19 protein-coding genes are annotated in these 19,377 nt (G+C 72.1%); 7 read left to right on the top strand and 12 right to left on the bottom strand.

What is annotated here, in order from left to right:
• Nucleotides 1-142: 142 nt before the first annotated feature.
• Nucleotides 143-1,855, top strand: coding sequence for a sulfate permease (gene sulP / locus ABZ880_RS24470; RefSeq protein WP_361266524.1), 1,713 nt, complete (start codon nucleotides 143-145; stop codon nucleotides 1,853-1,855).
• A 5-nt stretch (nucleotides 1,856-1,860) separates the two neighbouring features.
• Here the strand turns inward: sulP and ABZ880_RS24475 are convergent, their stop codons facing one another.
• On the bottom strand, nucleotides 1,861-2,073 hold the full coding sequence (locus ABZ880_RS24475) for a hypothetical protein (protein WP_361266526.1): 213 nt from the start codon (nucleotides 2,071-2,073) through the stop codon (nucleotides 1,861-1,863).
• A 199-nt stretch (nucleotides 2,074-2,272) separates the two neighbouring features.
• Between ABZ880_RS24475 and ABZ880_RS24480 the strand changes: the two genes are divergently transcribed.
• Nucleotides 2,273-2,737, top strand: a complete 465-nt coding sequence (locus ABZ880_RS24480; protein WP_361266528.1) for a cyclic nucleotide-binding domain-containing protein — start codon at nucleotides 2,273-2,275, stop codon at nucleotides 2,735-2,737.
• Nucleotides 2,734-3,393, top strand: coding sequence for a CBS domain-containing protein (locus ABZ880_RS24485; protein ID WP_361266530.1), 660 nt, complete (start codon nucleotides 2,734-2,736; stop codon nucleotides 3,391-3,393). Before ABZ880_RS24480 ends, ABZ880_RS24485 begins: the two co-directional genes overlap by 4 nt.
• A 10-nt stretch (nucleotides 3,394-3,403) precedes the next feature.
• Here ABZ880_RS24485 and ABZ880_RS24490 read toward each other — a convergent pair whose 3' ends face one another.
• Nucleotides 3,404-4,000, bottom strand: a complete 597-nt coding sequence (locus ABZ880_RS24490; RefSeq protein WP_361266532.1) for a hypothetical protein — start codon at nucleotides 3,998-4,000, stop codon at nucleotides 3,404-3,406.
• A 203-nt stretch (nucleotides 4,001-4,203) separates the two neighbouring features.
• Here ABZ880_RS24490 and ABZ880_RS24495 point away from each other — a divergent pair, with 203 nt between their 5' ends.
• Nucleotides 4,204-4,905: a response regulator transcription factor gene (locus ABZ880_RS24495; protein WP_361266534.1), complete on the top strand. Its 702-nt coding sequence runs from the start codon at nucleotides 4,204-4,206 to the stop codon at nucleotides 4,903-4,905.
• A 40-nt stretch (nucleotides 4,906-4,945) separates the two neighbouring features.
• Here the strand turns inward: ABZ880_RS24495 and ABZ880_RS24500 are convergent, their stop codons facing one another.
• A complete protein-coding gene (locus ABZ880_RS24500; RefSeq protein WP_361266536.1) occupies nucleotides 4,946-5,740 on the bottom strand; it encodes a universal stress protein in 795 nt (264 codons plus the stop codon).
• 13 nt (nucleotides 5,741-5,753) lie between these two features.
• On the bottom strand, nucleotides 5,754-6,077 hold the full coding sequence (locus ABZ880_RS24505; protein ID WP_361266538.1) for an Arc family DNA-binding protein: 324 nt from the start codon (nucleotides 6,075-6,077) through the stop codon (nucleotides 5,754-5,756).
• Between ABZ880_RS24505 and ABZ880_RS24510 the strand changes: the two genes are divergently transcribed.
• A complete protein-coding gene (locus ABZ880_RS24510; RefSeq protein WP_361266540.1) occupies nucleotides 5,992-7,305 on the top strand; it encodes a transposase in 1,314 nt (437 codons plus the stop codon). The two genes, ABZ880_RS24505 and ABZ880_RS24510, sit on opposite strands and share 86 nt — an antisense overlap.
• Before the next feature lie 154 nt (nucleotides 7,306-7,459).
• On the opposite strand, the gene ABZ880_RS24515 is transcribed toward ABZ880_RS24510, so the two are convergent.
• The 3 genes from ABZ880_RS24515 to ABZ880_RS24525 form a co-directional block, all read right to left on the bottom strand.
• On the bottom strand, nucleotides 7,460-9,835 hold the full coding sequence (locus ABZ880_RS24515) for a glycosyl hydrolase family 65 protein (protein WP_361266542.1): 2,376 nt from the start codon (nucleotides 9,833-9,835) through the stop codon (nucleotides 7,460-7,462).
• An 89-nt stretch (nucleotides 9,836-9,924) separates the two neighbouring features.
• Nucleotides 9,925-10,800 (bottom strand): universal stress protein, encoded by an 876-nt coding sequence (locus ABZ880_RS24520; RefSeq protein WP_361266544.1) that lies wholly within the window; start codon nucleotides 10,798-10,800, stop codon nucleotides 9,925-9,927.
• A 212-nt stretch (nucleotides 10,801-11,012) separates the two neighbouring features.
• On the bottom strand, nucleotides 11,013-11,567 hold the full coding sequence (locus ABZ880_RS24525; protein WP_361266546.1) for a hydrogenase maturation protease: 555 nt from the start codon (nucleotides 11,565-11,567) through the stop codon (nucleotides 11,013-11,015).
• 278 nt (nucleotides 11,568-11,845) lie between these two features.
• Between ABZ880_RS24525 and ABZ880_RS24530 the strand changes: the two genes are divergently transcribed.
• Entirely contained in the window at nucleotides 11,846-12,697 is an 852-nt protein-coding gene (locus ABZ880_RS24530; protein ID WP_361266548.1) for a universal stress protein, read from the top strand.
• Nucleotides 12,698-12,712: 15 nt separating this feature from the next.
• On the opposite strand, the gene ABZ880_RS24535 is transcribed toward ABZ880_RS24530, so the two are convergent.
• From ABZ880_RS24535 to ABZ880_RS24550, 4 genes are all read right to left on the bottom strand, one after another.
• On the bottom strand, nucleotides 12,713-13,576 hold the full coding sequence (locus ABZ880_RS24535; RefSeq protein WP_361266550.1) for a thermonuclease family protein: 864 nt from the start codon (nucleotides 13,574-13,576) through the stop codon (nucleotides 12,713-12,715).
• Between the two features lie 195 nt (nucleotides 13,577-13,771).
• Complete coding sequence (locus tag ABZ880_RS24540) at nucleotides 13,772-15,499, bottom strand: GAF domain-containing protein (protein ID WP_361266551.1); 1,728 nt, start codon at nucleotides 15,497-15,499, stop codon at nucleotides 13,772-13,774.
• 120 nt (nucleotides 15,500-15,619) lie between these two features.
• On the bottom strand, nucleotides 15,620-16,648 hold the full coding sequence (gap, locus tag ABZ880_RS24545) for a type I glyceraldehyde-3-phosphate dehydrogenase (protein WP_361266552.1): 1,029 nt from the start codon (nucleotides 16,646-16,648) through the stop codon (nucleotides 15,620-15,622).
• A 121-nt stretch (nucleotides 16,649-16,769) separates the two neighbouring features.
• Nucleotides 16,770-17,459 carry a response regulator transcription factor gene (locus tag ABZ880_RS24550; protein ID WP_361266554.1) on the bottom strand — a complete coding sequence of 230 codons (690 nt, stop codon included), beginning with the start codon at nucleotides 17,457-17,459 and terminating at the stop codon, nucleotides 16,770-16,772.
• A 260-nt stretch (nucleotides 17,460-17,719) separates the two neighbouring features.
• Here ABZ880_RS24550 and ABZ880_RS24555 point away from each other — a divergent pair, with 260 nt between their 5' ends.
• Nucleotides 17,720-18,385: a DUF4389 domain-containing protein gene (locus ABZ880_RS24555; protein WP_361266556.1), complete on the top strand. Its 666-nt coding sequence runs from the start codon at nucleotides 17,720-17,722 to the stop codon at nucleotides 18,383-18,385.
• Here the strand turns inward: ABZ880_RS24555 and ABZ880_RS24560 are convergent, their stop codons facing one another.
• A complete protein-coding gene (locus ABZ880_RS24560) occupies nucleotides 18,386-19,300 on the bottom strand; it encodes a universal stress protein (RefSeq protein ID WP_361266558.1) in 915 nt (304 codons plus the stop codon).
• Nucleotides 19,301-19,377: the final 77 nt, after the last annotated feature.

Below are 19,377 nucleotides of genomic sequence, written 5' to 3' on the forward strand. Positions count from 1 at the left end.
TGCCTCCAGCCTCGGTGGCAGGGGGGCCGCTGTTGCAGGGGCCGCATGTCCCCGACCGCGGCCGACCGGCCCAACGCGGCGGCGCGGCGGGTCCGTCGCCGCAGGCGAGGGCATCCTTTGAGGAAGCGGCGAAAGGAGACCCATGTCCCACGGCTCCGGCGGGCACGCCTCGTGGTGGCGCCGTCTGACGCCCGGGATCGTCGCGCTGGCCGGTTACCGCCGCTCCTGGCTGCGCGGCGATCTGCTGGCGGGGGTGACGGTGGCCGCGTATCTCGTGCCGCAGGTCATGGCCTACGCAGGCGTTGCCGGTCTGCCGCCGGTCGCCGGGCTGTGGGCGATCCTGCCCGCGCTCGCCCTGTACGCGGTGTTCGGCTCGTCGCGTCTGCTGTCGGTGGGCCCGGAGTCGACCACCGCGCTGATGACGGCGGCCGTGGTGGGCCCGCTGGCCGGCGCGGACCCCGACCGCTACGCCTCGGTCGCCGCGGCCCTCGCCGTCACGGTGGGCCTGCTGTGCCTGGCGGCCCGGCTGCTGCGCCTGGGCTTCGTGGCCGACCTGCTCTCCCGCCCGGTCCTGATCGGCTATCTGGCGGGCGTGGCGCTGATCATGATCGTGGACCAGCTCCCCAAGCTCACCGGCGTGCCCATGACGGGTTCACGGTTCTTCCCCCAACTGTGGTCATTCGTACGGCACTTGGGGGACGCGCACCCGGCCACCGTGCTGTTCTCCGCCGTCACGCTCGCCTTCCTGTTCACGGTGGCGTGGCTGCAGCGCGCTGTCCCCGGCCCGCTGCTGGCAGTCGTGCTGGGCACCGGCGCCGTGGTCGCCCTCGACCTCGACGAGCGGTTCGACATCAAGGTGATCGGCGACGTCCCGGCTGGGCTGCCCGGCTTCGCGATGCCGGATCTCACCGAGCTGCCGCACCTGGTGCTGCCCGCGCTCGGCGTCCTGCTCGTCGCCTACACCGACTTCATCCTCACCGCACGGGCCTTCACCGGCGGCGACGACGAAGGCCCACCACTCGACGCCGACCAGGAGTTCCTGGCGCTTGGCGCGGCCAATCTGGGGGCGGGCTGTCTGCACGGATTCCCCGTGAGCAGCAGCGCCAGCCGCACCGCGCTCGCCTCGTCGACGGGCGCCCGCAGCCAGGGGTACTCGCTGGTGGCGGGCGTGGCGGTGCTCGCCGTCCTGCTCTTCCTCAGCCCCCTGCTGACGCGTACGCCGTCGGCCGTCCTGGGCGCCCTCGTCGTCTACGCGGCCGTCCGCATGATCGACCTCGCGGGCTTCCGCCGCCTGGCATCCTTCCGCCGGCGCGAACTGCTGCTGGCCCTCGGCTGCCTGGCCGGGGTGCTCACCCTGGACATCCTCTACGGCGTGATCGTCGCCGTCGGCCTGTCCGTGGCCGAGCTGCTGAGCCGGGTGGCCCGCCCGCACGACGCCGTCGAGGGGCTGGTGCCGGGCCTGGCCGGCATGCACGACGTCGACGACTACCCGAAAGCCCGCACCATCCCCGGCCTGCTCGTCTACCGCTACGACTCACCGCTGTTCTTCGCCAACGCCCAGGACTTCCACCGCCGCGCCCTGGCCGCGGTCGACGAACAGACCGAGCAGGTGCGCTGGTTCGTCCTCAACACCGAGGCGAACGTCGAGGTGGACATCACCGCCCTGGACGCGGTCGACGAACTCCGCCGCGAACTCACCCGCCGCGGCATCGTGTTCGCCCTCGCCCGGGTGAAGCAGGACCTGCTGGACGACCTGGAGGCGTACGGGCTTGCGCAGGCGGTGGGCAGGGACCTGATCTTTCCCACGCTGCCGACCGCCGTGACCGCGTACCGTCAGTGGGACGGCAAGGGATAGACCCTTCAGCTCTTCACGGGCGTGCGCACGACAGGCCGCTCCGGCAGTGGCGTGGCCCCCGGTGTCCCGGTGCCCGTCTGCCGCCGCGCGGCACGGCGCCACACCGAGCGCAAGTACAGCGCGTCGAGCGCCGCGCTGAGCACGAAGGTGACGGCCATCGCTGCCACCAGGAGGACGGCGAACTGCCGCCAGAACTCCGGAGTCAGGCTCGTACCCATGATGTTCCACCCCTTTCCGCTGCGCCGGATCGCTCTCTCACCATCATCGAACCGCGCTACGAGGGGTGGCACAGGGTGCCACAGGGGTGGAGCCGGCCGCCGGGTGGCCCGGCCGTGGGGCCGGGTGGCCCATGGCCCGTGCCCGGCCGCGCGCACACGCTGGGAGTGGCAGTTCCGTACGCCTTACTGGAGGCACGTCATGAACGCTCCCGCCACCACGAGCATGCCGCGGGCGCTGGCTGTCGAACAGCGGCAGCGGCTGATGGGGATCGCCCGGGAGGTTTCGTTCCCCGAGGGCACCCGGCTCTTCGAGGAGGGCGGCCGCGCCGACCGGTTCTGGATCATCCGTACCGGCACGGTGAACCTCGACATGCGTGTGCCCGGCCGCCGACCGGCCGTCATCGAGTCCCTCGGACACAACGAACTCATCGGCTGGTCCTGGCTGTTCGCCCCCTACACCTGGCACCTCGGCGCCGAGGCGGCTTCCCCGCTGCGGGCGTACGAGTTCGATGCCGCCGCCGTACGGGAGATCTGCCAGGAGGACCCCGAGTTCGGCCGGACCGTCGCCCGGTGGGTGGGCGAGGTCGTGGCCCACCGCCTGCAGGCGGCCCGCGTCCGGCTGCTGGACCTGTACGCCCCGTACGGCAGCGGGAGCCTGCGGTGAACGCTGCCCCGCACATCGTGAGCGACGTGATGACCCGCACCGTCGCCGCCGTCGACCGCGCCGCCGCCTTCAAGGACATCGTGCGGACCCTGCAGGACCGCAAGGTCAGCGCGGTCCCCGTGGTGGACGGCGGGGGGCGGGTCGTGGGGATCGTCTCCGAGGCGGATCTGCTCCCCAAGGAGGAGTTCCGCGACAGCGATCCCGACCGGTACACACAGCTGCGGCGGCTGTCCGACCTCGCCAAGGCCGGCTCGGTCACCGCCGGAGAGCTCATGACCGCCCCCGCCCTCACCGTCGGCGCGGACGCCACACTCGCGCAGGCCGCGCGGACCATGGCGCGGGCCCGGGTCAAGCGGCTGCCGGTCGTCGACGAGTCGGGGCGTCTGGAGGGCATCGTCAGCCGGGCGGACCTGCTCAAGGTGTTCCTGCGCGACGACGAGGAGATCGCCGAGGAGGTGCGGCGGGAGGTCGTGTCCTACCTCTTCCCGACGCCTTCGTCAACCGTGCTCGTGGAGGTGCGGGACGGCGTCGTGACGCTCGGCGGCCGGGTTCGCGACACCTCCCTCGTACCGGTGGCCGCACGCCTGGTCCGCGCCGTCGAGGGCGTCGTGGACGTGCGGTTCGCCCTGGACGGGCCGGACCGGACCGCAGAGTGACCTCCACGCCTCAGCCTGTCGTGTGCCCCCACCGCCGTCCGACCCGCTCCCACTCGGCGCCCCACCGCTCGGTGGCCCGCCGCTGCACGCGCAGCCGCACCATCTGACCGACGCCGAGCACGGTCATCCCGGCGACCAGCGCGACTCCGGTGCCGGCCAGCACCACACGGGTCATCGCCTCGGCACGGCCCACGGGTGCCGACACCAGCCGGCCGTGCCCGTCGGTCCACGCCGGCACCGTGCTGCCCGGCTTCGCCGTGGGCTTCACGTCGATCGTGCCTGTCCGCACGGTCGCCTTCCCGTCGCTGCGGTCCGTCCAGCGCACCGTCGCCAGCACCCTGTCGTACCTGATGCCGGTGACCACGTCCCGTCCGCTGCCGGGCACGGTCTTGACGAGCACCGCGGACACCGGCAGGCGCCCTGCCCGGTCGTGCTCCACCGCCCGCTGCGCCCCCTGCGCCCCGACGACCCCCGCGAGGACCGCGAGAACCGTGGCCGCCGTCCAGGCGAGCAGGACGATCCACGCCTCCACCACATCGCTGTGCCGCCGCAGCGGATTGCTGCGCCAGCGCCACCCCAGGACCTTCGCGTGTCTGGCCTTCCGCATCGGTCACACCCCCTCACGGGCGCAATGAGGACGGACACATATAAAAGGTCTCACCAAGGCCTCGCATTCGGGAGGGGCTACCGGTCCTCCGAGCGCACGAGTGGGGCCGGTCGGCCCTAGTGCGTCCCGCCCCGGCGAGTGATGATCGTCGTGACGCACGCCCGCAGTCCGTGCGCCATACATCCGGGGAACAAGGGGTCGACATGGCCGAGGCACGCACCTTCACCGCGCAGGACCCGATCCGCGTCTTCCTGCTCGACGACCACGAGGTCGTCCGACGGGGAATCGCGGACCTGCTGGAGGCCGAGCCGGACATCACGGTCGTCGGGGACGCCGAGAACGTGGAGCACGCGCTGGTGCGGGCTCCGGCGGTCCGGCCGCACGTGGCCGTTCTGGACGTACGGCTTCCGGACGGGGACGGCATCTCGGTCTGCCGCGAGCTGCGCAGCCGGATGCCGGAGCTGGCGGCGCTGATGCTGACGTCGTTCGACGACGAGGAGGCCCTGCTCGACGCCATCATGGCCGGGGCCTCGGGCTATGTACTCAAGCAGATCAAGGGCTCCGACCTGGTCTCCGCGGTGCGCACGGTCGCCTCGGGCCAGTCGATGCTGGACCCGGCGACGACGGCCCGGCTGATGCGCTCCCTGCGCGCCGAGCCCGCGGAAGTGCCCGCCGTCGCACCGGAGTTGGCGGGCCTGTCCCCGCGCGAGCGGGAGATCCTCGCGCTGATCGGGGACGGCCTCACCAACCGCGAGATCGGCAAACGGCTCTATCTGTCGGAGAAGACCGTCAAGAACCACATCTCCCGGCTGCTGGCCAAGCTGGGCGTCCAGCGCCGTGTGCAGGCGGCGGTCCTCGCCACGCACCTGGAGCAGCCCGAGCAGGGGGACCGTCCCGTGCGGTGATCCACGGCGTCCGGTGCTCACGCCTTCCTGGACGGGACGCTCACGCGTTCCTGGACGGGACCAGCGCGACAGGGCAGTGGGCGTGCCGCAGGATCGCCCGGCCGTCCGGGCCGGACAGTGCCGCCGTCGTGCCGTTGTGCCCCCGTACACCGACGACGACGAGCTGGGCGCCGACGCTCGCCTCCGCGAGGGCCCGGCGCCTGCGGCTCCGGGACGGCCAGGAGCGCACGGTGACGTCCGGGTACTTCGCACGCAGGCCAGCCAGGGAGCCGCCGGCCGAACGCCCGTCGTGCAGATGATGCAGGACCAGCAGATCCGCACCGCGCCCGGCGGCCTCGGCGAAGGCGAACTCGGCGGCTTCCCGCGCCGCCGTCGACGCGCCGTCCGCCAGGACGACCGGACCGGTCCGGCTCTGCCTGCCGCACACCACCAGCACCGGGCAGGAGCCGTGGACGCTCAGCCGTCCGGCGACCGAGCCGCGCAGCAGGCCGCGCAGGCCGCGCACCCGACGGCTGCCCACCACGGCCAGCGACGCGGCACGCGCCTCGGAGTTCAGCACCGACGCGGGTTCGCCGAGGAGGACTTCACGGGTGATGGCCAGCTGCGGTGCCACCTTGCGGGCCCGCCACTCGGCATCGGTCAGGGCCTCGTTCACTCGGTCCCGTACCCCCGCACCGGCCGGATCCCAGGGGGCCACGCCGGCCGGCACCGGCTCCGAGGACCAGGTCAGGGCATGCGTCAACTCCAGTCCCACCCCGCGCCGTTCGGCCTCCCGTGCCGCGGCCTCCACGGCCGCCAGACTCGACGGCGAGCCGTCCACCTCGGTTTGGGGCACGGTGCCCGGTCCTTCAAGGTCGGGGTGAATGCCCGCTCCCGCGTTGCGGGGCAGGGGTAGTCGAAACGCCGTCAGGACGATTCGGCGTTCCGGAAGGCGCGGTGCCGAGGCAGACCTCGATGAAGTGCAGGATCTCAGCGTTGAGGGACCGCCGGTCCGCGGTGGCCCGGGCGGTCAGCCGGGTGTGGAGGTCTTCCGGGAGTCGGAGGTTCAGCTTGATCATGAGACAAGAGTAGGGCCATAATGGGGCCATGGCCAGGTTTCGCATGTACCCGACGAGCGAGCAGGCGGGCATCATGCTCAGGCACTGCGAGCACGCCCGGTTCGTGTGGAACATGGCCGTTGAGCAGCACTCGCACTGGCGCAAGCACAAGGCGCACCACCGCCCGGACGGCAAGCAGCACGGAGCCCCCGGGTTCGCCGAGCAGTGCCGCCAGCTCACCGAGGCCCGGCGCGAGAACGAGTGGCTGCGCGAGGGCAACGCCGATGTAATGCAGCAGGCTCTCAAGGACTTCGCACGGGCCAAGAACGCCAAGTTCACGTCCGGGTTCGGTGCGCCGACCTGGCGCAAGCGGTTCAAGCACGAGGGCTTTCGGGTCATCGGTACCGACCGGGTGCCTGAGTTCGAGGCGGACGGCTCCCCGAAGCTGAACGCCAACGGCGCGCAGGTCATGGGCCGATCCGTGGTGGTACAGAAACTCAACCGCAGGTCGGCTCAGGTCAAGGTCCCCGGCTGCGGCTGGGTCCGCTTCCGCCTCACCCGCGCCGGCCTGCCCGAGGCCAAGACCTTCCGCGTCACCTTCCGAAACGGCCAGTGGCACATCGCCTTCGCCCTCATCCCCGACCCGATCCCCGCGCCTGGCACGGGGCAGGTCATCGGCATCGACCGGGGCGTGACCATCACGGCCGCCCTGTCGGACGGGCGCAAACTGAACTGCCCGCAGCTCACGACCAAGGACAGGGCGCAGATCCGCAAGCACCAGCGCCGCGCCGCACGCGCTCCCAAGGGCAGCGAGGCCAAGACCGTCGGGTACGCCAAGGTTGCAAAGATCAAGGCCAAGGAAGCCGACCGGCGCAAGGACTGGTGTGAGAAGACCTCAACCATGCTCGCCCGCACCCATGATCTGGTGCGGTTCGAGAAGCTGAACATCAAGAACATGACCCGCTCGGCAAAGGGCACGGTTGCCGAGCCGGGAAGCAACGTCCGGCAGAAGGCCGGACTGAACCGGGCAATCCTCGCCCAGGGCTGGGGCCTGCTCCGCCAGCGCACCGAACACAAAGCCCCCGGACGCGTCGAGGACATCCCTGCCCCCTATACGTCATTGCGGTGCAGCGCCTGCGGTTGGATCGAGAAGAACTCGCGCAAGAGCCAAGCCGAGTTCGTCTGCGTGTCCTGCGGGTTCACCTGCAACGCCGATGAGAACGCAGCACACAATGTCGCGGCAGGACAGGGCGGGATTCCCTGCCCCCGGCGCTCAGCCGGTGCCGGAGGGACGACAACGGCCATCGGCCGCTCGAGCGTCCGTGAACCTCAGCCCACCTGGGTTGGAATCCCCCTCTTCTAAAGAGGGGGAGGATGTCAATCCCACCACAACCGGACCCGTTCCCGTTCATGGCTGCCCTCCCTTCCAGGACTCCCTTCCTTCGCCCGCCGCTACCCCGCCGCACTGGGCCGTACGGGCCCCGAGGCCGCACCGACCGGCCCTTCGGGGCCGCCGTTCACCGTCCCTCTCCGAGCACCAGCCGGCCCGTCTCCCCCGGTTGCAGGCACACTGTCCGGTCCGGCAGCCGTACGTCGATCGGCGAACCGTCGGACGACGGCACCGCGATCTCCAGCAGGCCGCGCTCCAGCCTGAGTTGCACTCCCCAGTGGCCCTGGTAGCGAAGGGCGAATCCGTACGAGGACAGCTCCGGCAGGGGTACGGGATCGAGCCACAGCGCCCCGCCCCGTGTCTCCAGACCGGTGAGCCCGCGCTGGACGAGGTCCAGGGTGCCGGCCATGGCGCCCAGGTGGATTCCCTCACCGGTGGTGCCGCCCTGGACGTCGGCGATGTCGCCCTGGAGGGCCTCCTGGCAGAACGTCCACGCTTCCGCGCGCCGGGCGCGGGCCAGGACCCAGCCGTGGACCAGACCGCTGAGCGTGGACCCGTGGCTGGTGCGCCGCAGGTAGTGGTCGACGGTGCGCCGCCAGGTGTCCTCGTCCAGCCGCAGCCCCAATCGCCGGAACAGGCCCCGCAGTTCGGCCGGTGAGAAGAGGTACCCCAGCATCAGTACGTCGGCCTGCTTGGAGGCCCGGTAGCGGTTGACGGTGTCGCCCTCGGCCTCCAGGATCCGGTCCAGGCGCCGGATGTCGCCGTACCGTCGGCGGTAGCCCTCCCAGTCGAGCTCGGCGAGGTCGCCGTAGCCCGCGAACTGGCTGATGACGTCGTCGTGGAAGGGCACATGGAGGGTGCGGGAGACGTCCTCCCACTGTTCGAGTTCGCCGCCGTCCAGCCCTGCGCGCTCGACGAGTTCGCGTCGCCGGGGCTCGGGGAGGGTGCGCAGCAGTTCCAGTGTGCGGGCGAGGACCCAGGCGGCCGTGACGTTCGTGTACGCGTTGTCGTCGAGGCCGGGCTCCGGCGCGCCGGGGTAGGCGTCGTGGTACTCGTCGGGGCCCACCACGCCCTTGATGCGGTGGCGTCCGAGGGTGTCGTCGTAGACGGCCGAGTCGGCCCAGAAGCGGGCGATCTGCAGCAGCATCTCGGCGCCCTTGGTGTGCCGGAACTCGGTGTCGCCGCTCGCCTCGCAGTACTGCCACACGTTGTATGCGACGGCCGAGCCGACATGGTGCTGGAGCCGGGAGTGGTCGGGCAGCCAGCGTCCCGAGCGCGGGTTGAGGTGCAGTCGCTGGGTCTCCTCGCGCCCGTCGCTGCCGCTCTGCCAGGGGTACAGCGCACCGCGGCGGCCCAACTCCTGTGCGGCGGTGCAGGCTTGTTCGAGGCGTCGGTGGCGGTAGCGGAGCAGGGCGCGCGAGACTTCGGGGAAGTGCAGGTTGAGGTAGGGCAGGACGAAGAGTTCGTCCCAGAAGACGTGTCCGCGGTAGGCCTCGCCGTGCAGTCCGCGGGCGGGTACGCCGACGTCGAGGTCGGCGGTGTGCGGGGAGAGTGTCTGCAGGACGTGGAAGAGGTGCAGGCGCAGGATGGGTCCCGCCTCTCCGGCGACCTCGAGGTCGGCGCGGCGCCAGAGCTGGTCCCAGGCGGTGAGGTGCGACTCGAGGAGTTCGTCGAAGCCCGGCGCCCGGGTCACCCGGTCGACGGCGGCGAACAGCGGGTCGCTGATCGCCGGGTCGCGCGAGGTGTGCAGGGCGACGGTCTTGTCGACGGTGACGGTGCGGCCGGCCTCCAGGTCCAGCTGCAACTGCTGTGCGACGTGCGGGACTTCGTGCCGGACCGTGACGGTCGCGTCGGCACTGAGGCGGGCCGCGACGGCGATACGGATGTCCGACGTCCGGGTGCGGCAGCGCAGCCACGCGGTGTCCGGGGTGGCCGTACCGGTGTGCACATGGGTGAGGTGGCTGCCGTCGAGGTCGCGGTAGCGCGCGACTCCGGAGTTGGTGACGCCGCCGTCGAGGGCAGCCTCGACGTCGAGCCCGCCGGAGAAGCCTTCCGTCGTGAACTCGGTGCGCAGCGCGGCGAGATGGGGGTCCGGCATGTGCACGAACCGCTGCTGACGCACCGCCAGCAGCCGTCCTTCGCCGAGGTCGTAGCGCGTTCGTCGCTCCAGCAGCCCGGCGGACAGGTGCAGGGTCATACGGTGCTCGAGTACGGGCGCGGTGTCGGGGGTGAGCCACGGCTTGCCGGGAAGACGGAAGCGCAGCGGCAGCCAGTTCGGCACGTTGACCATGTCTTCGTTCTCGACCTGGTGGCCCGCCACGTCGGAGGTGAGGCGGTTGTAGCAGCCGGCCACATAGGTGCCCGGGTAGTGCACCTCGTCCGCGGCGCACTCGGGCAGTGCTCCGCGCGTGGCGAAGCAGCCGTTGCCCAGCGTGCACAGCGATTCCCTCAGGCGTTCGTCGGCGGGCTCGTAGCCCTCGTACTCCCAGGTCCAGCCCGTCACTTCTGCGCTCCTTGCACGAGGAGTTCTCCGTGCCCCGGCACCGGTGCGAGCGTGTCACGGAACGTGACAGGGGTGGGGGCGGCGCGCGGTCACGCCTGTTGCGGTACGACCGCCACCGGGCAGTCCGAGTGGTGCAGCAGTATGTGGGCCACCCGGCCGAGCTGGAGGCCGAAGTGGCCTGTCCTGCGCCGCGCTCCGACGATCAGCAGGTCCGCGGCGGCCGACCGGGCCAGCAGCACCTTGCGGGCCGGTCCTTCGACCGTGCTACGGCGCACCCGCACCCCCGGATGGTCCGCGATCGCGTCCTCCAGCAGGGAGTCGAGCAGGGCGGAGGCCCGTTCCTCGTGGTGGTGCGCCGGGTTCTGGGCCAGCCGCGGGTCGTCGGCGCCTTCGTGCGCGGGGCAGCGCCAGGCGCGTACGACGTCCAGGGTGCAGCCGCGTGCCTCGGCTTCGCGGAAGGCGAACCGCACCGCCTCACCGCCGGTCGCCGGGTCGCCCGCCCCGAGCACGATGCGCTCGTGGGTGGCCTGCAGTCCGGCCTTGTCGCCGCGGACCACGATGACGGGCCCGTGGGCACGGGCCGCCACGGCCAGTCCGACGGAGCCGAGCAGCAGGCCCGCGAGCTCGCCACGGCCACGCGAACCGGTCACCAGTACCGAGGCGTTGTGGCCCTCACGCAGGAGGGCGGCGACCGCTTCCTCGGGGATCACCTCTGCGGTGACCTTGACCTCCGGGTTGCGCAGCCGGGCGCGCTCCGCCGCGGAGGCGACGACGTGTTCGGCCAGCACCCGCTCCGAGGGGCGTTCAAGACTGTTGGACGGGACGTCGTCCTCGTAGCGCTCCCACAGCGAGGCGTGTACCAGGCGCAACGGCAGGCCGTGCCGGGCCGCCTCGTCCACGGCCCAGTCGACCGCGGTGAGACTCCCGTCCGATCCGTCGACGCCCACGACCAGGGGCAGCTCCATCTTCCCCACCGCCTTTCGTCGGTCCGTGCGGGAACCGGGCTCAGGGCTCCACTTCCACGGTGACACCCGCGACCGGGCGCCTGCAGAGGCGGTTCGGCCCCGGACGGGGACGTTCGGCCCTGGCCGGTTCCGGTGTCCGCGTGGTGTTCTGGTGGTGACGGGAAGGCCTCGAAACGGCGCGGGGAAACGGCCGACGGTCGTGCACCGCGCAATCAGGATCCGCGAGAAGCGGGTGGGGGCCTTCCCGCCCCTCCTGTCCACGCCGGACCGGAGGCGCTGCGCGCCGCCGCCACCCGGTGACGGACGATCTCCGCCTCGACGCATTCGGCCAGATGGCCGACGGTCGCGGCGACGGGGTCGGACAGCCCGCGGCCGAGCGAACTGTCCGCGCCGTCCACGGCGTAGGCCACCAGGTGGCCGGGCAGCCGCCCGAGGGCCCGGGCCACGTTGACGGCCGCGCCCAGGCCGTTGGGACGCATCGTGCCCGCCCGCCACAGCGCCGCGCCGTCGAGTTCGAGGCGGTAGATGCGTCCGGGGTGGCTCGGTCGGGCGTGGGCGGGCTCCAGCACGACGGCGAGCTCCGCGTTCTCCCACAGCCGGATCATCCGGGCCGGATCGTCGTCGCATGCGGCGAGCAACGTGCCCGGGGGCAGGGGGCGTTCGGCGGCACGCTCCCGCAGCCGGCAGAGCACCGCCCGGGCCACACCGTCGTCGTGCCGGTCCGGATCGCCGACGCCGATGACCGCTATGCGGGTGGAGACAGTCATGGTTCCTCTCCCTCCACTGCGTGTGCCTCCAGCTTCGACGGAGCGGAGGGTTCCGGTCACTGGGCCGAAGGGACTCGCAACAGCCCGGTCGGCCCTGGCGGCGCGGTCCGGGGTGCCGTTGGGCGGGTGCGCCGGACACCGCCCGGGCAGGGCGCGGAGGGCCGTTGGACCTGCTGTCCGGGCCACGCAGCCCCTGCCCGGCGCGAACCCTCGCATGGACGCTGGTGGTGCAGAGGTCCGCTGCGAGTGCGCGGATCCGGTCCGGGGAGGTGTCTGCCGTGCTGCGCCCCGTTGTCGTAGGACTTGACGGCTCGCCCGAGAGCCTGGCCGCCGCCGACTGGGCGGCCGGGGAGGCTTTGCGGCGCGGTCTGCCGCTGCGTCTGGTGCACGCGTGGGAGGGCCTGTCGCCCGACGCGTCGCCACTGCCCGAACTCGAGGCGCCGCGATACCGGGCGCGGCGGATTCTGCGCGGGGCCGTGGACCGGATCGAGGAACGCCGTCCGCAGGTGCGTCTGAGCGCGGAGCAGATCGCGCGGCCCGCGGCCGATGCACTGGTCGAGGCGGGCGCCGAGGGCGAGTTGCTGGTTCTGGGCAGCCGGGCGTTCAGCGGGTTCGGCGGCTTCATGGCCGGTTCGGTGGCGCTCGCGGTCGTGGCCCGCGCGACGCGGCCGGTCGTTCTCGTACGGGACACCGGGACCGCCGAGGCCGAGCATGTGCTGGACGAGGACGGCCGGCCGTCGACACACACGCCGTACCGCGACGTCGTGGTCGGTGTGGACACCGCCCAGGCGTGCCCGGAACTGCTCGCGTTCGCCTTCGACAGCGCGGCGCTGCGCTCGGCGCCGCTGCGTGTGGTGCACGCGTGGCACGTGCACCACGCCCAGGCCGCCGAGCAGGCGCTGGACGCCGCGCTGCGGCCGTGGCGGGAGAAGTACCCGACGGTGCAGGTCCGGAAGCTGGTGGACAACGGACGTCCCGCGCAGCATTTGCTCGACGCGGCGCAGGACGCCGGACTGCTGATCGTGGGCCGCAGGATCCGCCCGGCCGTTCTCGGCACGCACACCGGGTCGGTCACGCACGCCGTGATGCACCACGCGCACTGCCCGGTCGCGATCGTCCCGCACAGGTGAGGGACCGACCGGACCCTACTTCTCGTCGAAGACCAGGTCTTCCGGTGCCTGAGTGAGTCGTACGGTGTCACCGGTGACCTGGACGACGGAGTCGAAGCCCGTCCACTGGCCGTTGGAGAGGACGAGCAGCCGGTCGTCGCGCTGGGCCAGGTAGGCGGGGAAGCCGGCCAGTGAGGGGTCTCCGTCGCCCAGGACGAGGTAGTCGGCGAGACGGCGGAACAGCTTGGGCAGGAGCACCGCCGAATCGGTCAGCGAGCTCAGCCCCGTGATCTTCGCGCCGGTCTGTGTCACGTCGGCCGACCACAGGCCCATGCCTTTGTCGCGGGCCTGCTGCGCCACGGCCGTCATCTCCTCGCGCAGGTCCACGAACAGCTGGCGGTAGAAGGTGGGGTAGGCCATGCCCTCGGCGAGCTGATGGTGGTTCAGCGTCTCACGCAGGTGGGAGACCTCGAACTTGACGAGAGTGCCGCTGGAGCCCGGTGCCGTGCCGGCGCCCGCGAAGGCGATGCACCGCCCGTGCACGTCCGCGCTGCGGGTGAATATGTAGCCGGGCCGGGACTCGGGCGTGGCGGCGGTGACGATGCCGTGGTCGTTGCGCTGTACGTTCTGGAAGCCCAGCCGGTCGAGCAGTTCCTGGGCCGCCCGTCCCGCGTACGGCGCCGGCTGGTGGAGCTCGGGCCCGTGCGGCGGGCGGTAATGGGTCTCCAGGGTGTCGATGCCGTCCAGCCGCAGCTGGGCCCCGCCCGCCCGGTTGCGCCGGACCCGCCGGCCCCGCAGCAGGTCCCACTCGTTCGGGTCGTCCGGATAGAAGCGTACGGAGTCCCCGTCGGGGCTCGCTCCGACGATCTTGTAGACGCCCTTGATCAGCAGCATCGGCATGACGTCCCCCTTTCGGTCACGGTGAACTCACTGTGACCGGCCGCCCGTTGGACGGCACCGGTGCAAGCCGGGAAGCGGGCCAAAGGTCATGCATCCAACGGACAAGGCGCGCATTTGTGTCGTACGGCAGTCACTCCGCAGGACACGGACAACGACGAGCCCCCCGGCCGCCCTCGCCGCGGGAGTTGCGGCAGGCTACTTCGCGGCCAGCGGTGCGTGCCACACGAGCACGGTGCCGCCCGCGGGCGGGGTGCCGAGCTCGAGTGCTCCGCCCAACTGCCGGGCGCGTTCGGCCATGTTGTGCAGGCCGCTGCGCCGGCCCTGGGGCGGGATGCCCACGCCGTCGTCGGAGACGGTCAGCCGGATCTCGTGGCCGTCGGTCTCCAGGGCCACCTCGGCGCGACGGGCCCGGGCGTGCCGGGCGACGTTGGTGAGGGCCTCGGAGAGGACGGCGACGACGTGGTCGGCGACGTCCCGCGGCACTTCGGTGTCCAGCAGCCCTTCCATCCGCACGCTGGGGGCGAAGCCCAGCACCGGCGCCGCCTCCCCGACCACCCGCACCACACGGGCCCGCAGGCCGGTCCCGGCGCCGCCCTCACGGGCGCGCAGGCCGAAGATCGTCGACCTGATGATCTTGATGGTCTCGTCGAGGTCGTCGACCGCCCGTACCACCCGGTCCGCGGCCTCCTCGTGCTCGATGAAGCGGCCCGCGCTCTGCAGCGTCATGCCGGTGGCGAACAGCCGCTGGATCGCCAGGTCGTGCAGGTCCCGGGCGATCCGGTCGCGGTCCTTGAGCACCGCGACCTCCTCGGCGTCCCGACGGCGCTCCGCGAGCTCCATCGCGACGGCGGCCTGCGCGGCGAAGGCCTGCAGGGTCTCGGTCTCCGTCGCCGAGAACGGCTGCCGGCCGGCCTCCCGCGCCAGCAGGACCACACCCCGTGGACCCGCCTCGTCCGTACCGATGGGCACGGCCACGGCGGGTCCCAGTCCCCCGAAGCGCGGGGGTTCCAGAGTGATCCTTTTGTCGTGGCCCACGTCCACGCTGGTCACCGGTCCGGCGCCGGAGAAGGCCAGCCCCATCAGGCTGCGGTCCATGGGCAGGACGAGCCCGCGGTGCGCCTCGGCGTCCATCCCGACGGCGATCTCCACGGCGAGCGACCCGGTCTCCTCCATGGGCAACGCGACCGCCGCCAGCGCCGAGCCGGTGATCTCACCGGCCCGCTCGGCGATCAGGCCGAGCACGTCGGTGCGCGTACGGCCGGACATCAGGCTGTGGGTGATCTCCGCGTTGGCCTGCAGCCAGCGTTCGCGCAGCCGGGACTCCTCGTACAGGCGGGCGTTGTCGATCGCGACGCCGGCCGCGACGGCCAGGGTCGACAGCACCGACTCGTCCTCCTGGTCGAACTGCACTCCGCCCCTCTTCTCGGTCAGGTACAGGTTGCCGAAGACCTGGTCGCGCACCCGGATCGGGACGCCGAGGAAGGTGTTCATCGGCGGGTGGTGGGGCGGGAAGCCGTACGAGGAGGCGTGTTCGGAGATCTTCACCAGGCGCAGGGGCACGGGGTGGCTGATCAGTTCCCCGAGGATGCCGTGTCCCTCCGGGAAGGGACCGATGTGGGCGATCTGCTCCTCGGTGACGCCGACGGTGTGGAAGGCCGAGAGCCGCTTGCCGTCCGGTCCGATCACGCCGAGGGCGGCGTACTCCGCGTCGACCAGGGTGGCCGCGGCCTCCACGATGCTGTGCAGCACCTGCTCGAGGTCGAGCTCGCGGCCCACCGAGAGCACCGCCTCGAGGAGGCTGTGCACCCGGTCGCGAGTGCCGCGGGCCGCGTCGAGACGGGCCTGCAGCTCCTCGAGCAGGTCGTCCAGCCTCAGCTGCGGGAGCCTTGTACGCGCTTCCCGCGGCTCCTCAGAGCTTCCCACCGATGGTCCTCCAGGTCCCTGGCCGTGCTGTTGACCGAACACATGGGTCATGTGCCACGGTAACGGTCCTGGACAGGGGGCGTTAGGGGATCCGGCAGGTCGGACGGCCCTGGTCGCCGGTCAGCCGCGGGGCAGCCGGGTGGCGACGTACTCGGTGAGGTCGAGCAGGCGGTTGGTGTAGCCCCATTCGTTGTCGTACCAGCCGAAGACCTTGACGAGGTCGCCGTGCGCCTGGGTCAGCGGGGCGTCCAGGACGCACGAGGCCGGGTCGCCGACGACGTCGCGGGAGACGATCGGGGCGTCGCTGACCCGCAGGACGCCCTTCAGCGGCCCCGCGGCGGCCTCCCGGTACGCGGCGTTGATCTCGTCGGCGGACGCGGGCCGCTCCAGCACCACGCTCAGGTCGGTCAGCGAGCCGTCCTCCACGGGCACCCGGACGGCGATGCCGTCGAGGGTGCCGGCCAGCTGCGGCAGGACCAGGCCGACGGCGCGGGCGGCCCCGGTGCTGGTGGGGATGATGTTGACGGCGGCGCTGCGGCCGCGGCGCAGGTCCTTGTGCGGGCCGTCGAGGACGACCTGGTCGTTGGTGTAGCCGTGGATGGTGGTCATCAGACCCTTGACGATGCCGAAGTGCTCGTCGAGGACCTTGACCATGGGGGCCACGCAGTTGGTGGTGCAGGAGGCGTTGGAGACGACGTGGTCGGTCTCCGGGTCGTAGGTGCCCTCGTTGACGCCCATCACGACGGTCGCGTCGACGCCCTTGCCCGGCACCGACAGCAGCACCTTGCGGGCGCCGGCCTTCAGGTGCACTCCGGCCTGCTCGCGGGTGCGGAAGCGGCCGGTGGACTCGATCACGACGTCCACGCCGTACTCGCCCCAGGCGAGGGCGGCCGGGTCGCGTTCGGCGGTCACGGCGATGCGCCGGCCGTCGACGGTGAGGGAGGTGTCGTCGTGCTCGACGGTGCGGCCGATGCGGCCGTACGTCGAGTCGTAGGCCAGCAGATGGGCCAGGGCCGCGGGCGAGGTGATGTCGTTCACCGCCACGACCTCGACCGGTGTGCCGCTGCCGTTCTCCGCGCGCTCCAGCACACAGCGCAGGTAGTTGCGTCCGATACGGCCGAAGCCGTTGATGCCCACGCGCACGCTCATGTCCCTCGTCCTCCCCATCGGTCCCGGGCGGTGTCCGGGGTCTGCCGCCAGCCTGAGGGCGGTGCACCGGGCGGGGCTTGGGCCATGCGGGGGCGAGCCCGGGGACGTTCGGCCCGCGGTGTCAGTGCCCTTCCCGGCGGAGCCGGTCCTGGGCCTGGGTCGCGATGACGGCGGCCTGGATGCGCCGTTCCACGCCGAGTTTGGCCAGCAGCCGGGAGATGTGGTTCTTCACCGTCTTCTCGGCGAGGAAGAGCCGCCGGCCGATCTGCCGGTTGGTCAGGCCCTCGCCGATCAGGGCCAGGATCTCCCGCTCCCGGTCGGTCAGGCCGGGCAGGACGTCGGGCTCCTCCGGCTCCGGACCGCTGCGCAGCCGGGCCATCAGCTTGGTGGTGGCGCTCGGGTCGAGCAGCGACTGGCCGGCGGCCACCGTGCGCACGGCCGACACCAGGTCCGCACCCTGGATCTGCTTGAGGACGTATCCGGAGGCGCCCGCCATGATCGAGTCCAGCAGGGCCTCCTCGTCGTCGAACGAGGTCAGCATCAGACAGGCCAACTCGGGCATGTCCGAGCGCAGTTCCCGGCAGACGCTCACCCCGTCGCCGTCGGGCAGGCGCACGTCCAGCACCGCCACCTGCGGGCGCAGCGCCGGAACCCGCACCAGTGCCTGTGCGGCGGTGGCGGCCTCGCCGACCACGGTGATGTCCGGCTCGTCGTCGAGGAGATCACGCACCCCGCGCCGTACGACCTCGTGGTCGTCCAGCAGGAAGACCCGGATCGGGTCGTCGGATCCGGACCGCTCTCCGTCCGCCATCGGATGCTCCTTGTCGTACGGTCCGCGCCGGGTTGCGCATCCGGCGTCAAAAACAGGATCCTTCCCCTCTTCCGGGCCGGGAGACCAGGGCCGGTCGGCCCCGAAGCCCTGGCGGGAGTCCTCGCCGGCCCCCTCGGACCGGGACCGATGGCCCCGGAAAGGCGCCCAACGGCCCGCGCCCGGGCGGCCGTTCGACGGCCACGCTGGGCTTGGGCCCGAGTCGGCGCGCGCGGCGCCATGGGCCGGAGGAGTTGATCGCCATGACGACCCTCGCAGGAACGGCGGACCGCCCCGTACGGGTGAACGCGGTGCTCGACCTGCCGCTGTCCCGGTGGCTGTGGCTGGTGAAGTGGATCCTGGTCGTCCCCCACTACGTGGTGCTGTTCTTCCTCTGGATCGCCTTCACCGCGGTGAGCGTGATCGCGTTCTTCGCCATCCTGTTCACCGAGCGCTACCCGCGTTCCCTGTTCGACTTCAACCTCGGGGTGCTGCGCTGGAGTTGGCGGGTGGCCTACTACTCGTACGGCGCTCTGGGCACCGACCGGTATCCGCCGTTCAGCCTGGGCGAGGAACCCGACTATCCGGCGCGGCTGGACATCGCCTACCCCGAGCGGCTGTCCCGGGGGCTGGTGCTGGTGAAGTGGTGGCTGCTGGCGATCCCGCACTACATCGTCGTCGGGTTCTTCCTGGGCGGCTACCACCTCGGCTGGTGGGACGGCGGCCTGGTCGCCGTGCTGGCGGTGATCGCCGCCGTGGCCCTGGCCTTCACCGAGAAGTACCCCCGGGCTCTGTTCGACCTGATCCTGGGCCTGAACCGGTGGGTGCTGCGGGTCGCCGCGTACGCCGCCCTGATGACGGACGTCTATCCGCCCTTCCGTCTCGACATGGGCGGCATCGAGCCGGAGCGTCCTGAGGAACTGCCGTGATCAGTCGTGCGGGACGACCGCGACCGGCGCGGAGGCGTGCTGCAGTGCCGCGTGCGTGACCGGGCCGATGTGGCCCCCGATGAGCGCCCGGCGGTTTCGGCGGCCCACGACGAACAGGGCCGCGTCCCGGGAGGCGTGCACGAGGTGCCGGCCCGCGCTGCCGACCACGGCCTGCTCGCGCACGCGGACGCCGGGGAACTTGTCCTTCCACGGCTTCAGCACCTCTGCCAGGCGGTCGCGCACCTGCTCGGCCGGTTCGGCGTCGGGCCCGGCGTCGAAGGCCGCGCCGTAGCCGTGGGAGGGCGGCGGGCTCCAGCCGTGGAGCACCCGCAGGTCGGCCGCGCGCCGCTGGGCCGCCTCGAACGCGAACCCGAGGACGGCATCGGCGCAGTCCGCCAGGTCCAGGCCCAGGACGACGTCACGGTAGGGCGTGCCGGTGGACACGGATCCCGGGGCGTCCGTCCGGTGTTCGTCCGTGGCGTGCTCACCGGCACGCACGAGGACCACGGGCCGCTCGCTGCGGGCCACCGCGGCGAGCGCGACGGAGCCGACCAGGAATCCGGCCACTGCGCCGAGGCAGCGTGATCCGAGGACCAGCAGGTCGGCGTCCTCGGCGGCGGCGAGCAGTGCGGCGGCGGGCGGTCCCACGGTCTGCAGGGTGGTGATCCGCAGGCCGGGGTGGTGCTCGGCGAGCCGGGACTCGGCCTCGCGCAGCATGTGCCCGGCCCACGCGTGCTCCGTCTCGACGGAGGGCAGCGCGTAGGCGCCGGCCAGGGGTGCGTAGCTGCGGGGCTGGGGTTCCCAGGCGTGGACCAGACGCAGGGACGCCTCGCGCTGCTGTGCCTCGCGGGCGGCCCAGTCGGCCGCGGCGAGGCTCTGGGGCGAGCCGTCGAGACCGACGGTGAGGATGGGCATGTACGACCTCCTTCGGGGATGCGCTCCAGTCTCACGAGCCGGGCGTACGGGTCAGGAGGGGCCTGACGTCCCTGCCG

The sequence above is a fragment of the Streptomyces sp. NPDC047043 genome (assembly GCF_040644055.1).
Taxonomy (GTDB): domain Bacteria; phylum Actinomycetota; class Actinomycetes; order Streptomycetales; family Streptomycetaceae; genus Streptomyces.

Bases quoted from the DNA above. Each gene is read 5' to 3' on its own strand.
- ABZ880_RS24560 (WP_361266558.1), bottom strand. From the start codon at position 19,300: ATGCCCATCCTCACCGTCGGTCTCGACGGCTCGCCCCAGAGCCTCGCC.
- ABZ880_RS24490 (WP_361266532.1), bottom strand. From the start codon at position 4,000: ATGCGGAAGGCCAGACACGCGAAGGTCCTGGGGTGGCGCTGGCGCAGC.
- ABZ880_RS24535 (WP_361266550.1), bottom strand. From the start codon at position 13,576: ATGCCGATGCTGCTGATCAAGGGCGTCTACAAGATCGTCGGAGCGAGC.
- ABZ880_RS24550 (WP_361266554.1), bottom strand. From the start codon at position 17,459: ATGGCGGACGGAGAGCGGTCCGGATCCGACGACCCGATCCGGGTCTTC.
- ABZ880_RS24525 (WP_361266546.1), bottom strand. From the start codon at position 11,567: ATGACTGTCTCCACCCGCATAGCGGTCATCGGCGTCGGCGATCCGGAC.
- ABZ880_RS24475 (WP_361266526.1), bottom strand. From the start codon at position 2,073: ATGGGTACGAGCCTGACTCCGGAGTTCTGGCGGCAGTTCGCCGTCCTC.
- ABZ880_RS24555 (WP_361266556.1), top strand. From the start codon at position 17,720: ATGACGACCCTCGCAGGAACGGCGGACCGCCCCGTACGGGTGAACGCG.
- ABZ880_RS24495 (WP_361266534.1), top strand. From the start codon at position 4,204: ATGGCCGAGGCACGCACCTTCACCGCGCAGGACCCGATCCGCGTCTTC.
- sulP (WP_361266524.1), top strand. From the start codon at position 143: ATGTCCCACGGCTCCGGCGGGCACGCCTCGTGGTGGCGCCGTCTGACG.
- ABZ880_RS24480 (WP_361266528.1), top strand. From the start codon at position 2,273: ATGAACGCTCCCGCCACCACGAGCATGCCGCGGGCGCTGGCTGTCGAA.
- ABZ880_RS24505 (WP_361266538.1), bottom strand. From the start codon at position 6,077: ATGTTCCACACGAACCGGGCGTGCTCGCAGTGCCTGAGCATGATGCCC.
- ABZ880_RS24520 (WP_361266544.1), bottom strand. From the start codon at position 10,800: ATGGAGCTGCCCCTGGTCGTGGGCGTCGACGGATCGGACGGGAGTCTC.
- ABZ880_RS24510 (WP_361266540.1), top strand. From the start codon at position 5,992: ATGGCCAGGTTTCGCATGTACCCGACGAGCGAGCAGGCGGGCATCATG.
- gap (WP_361266552.1), bottom strand. From the start codon at position 16,648: ATGAGCGTGCGCGTGGGCATCAACGGCTTCGGCCGTATCGGACGCAAC.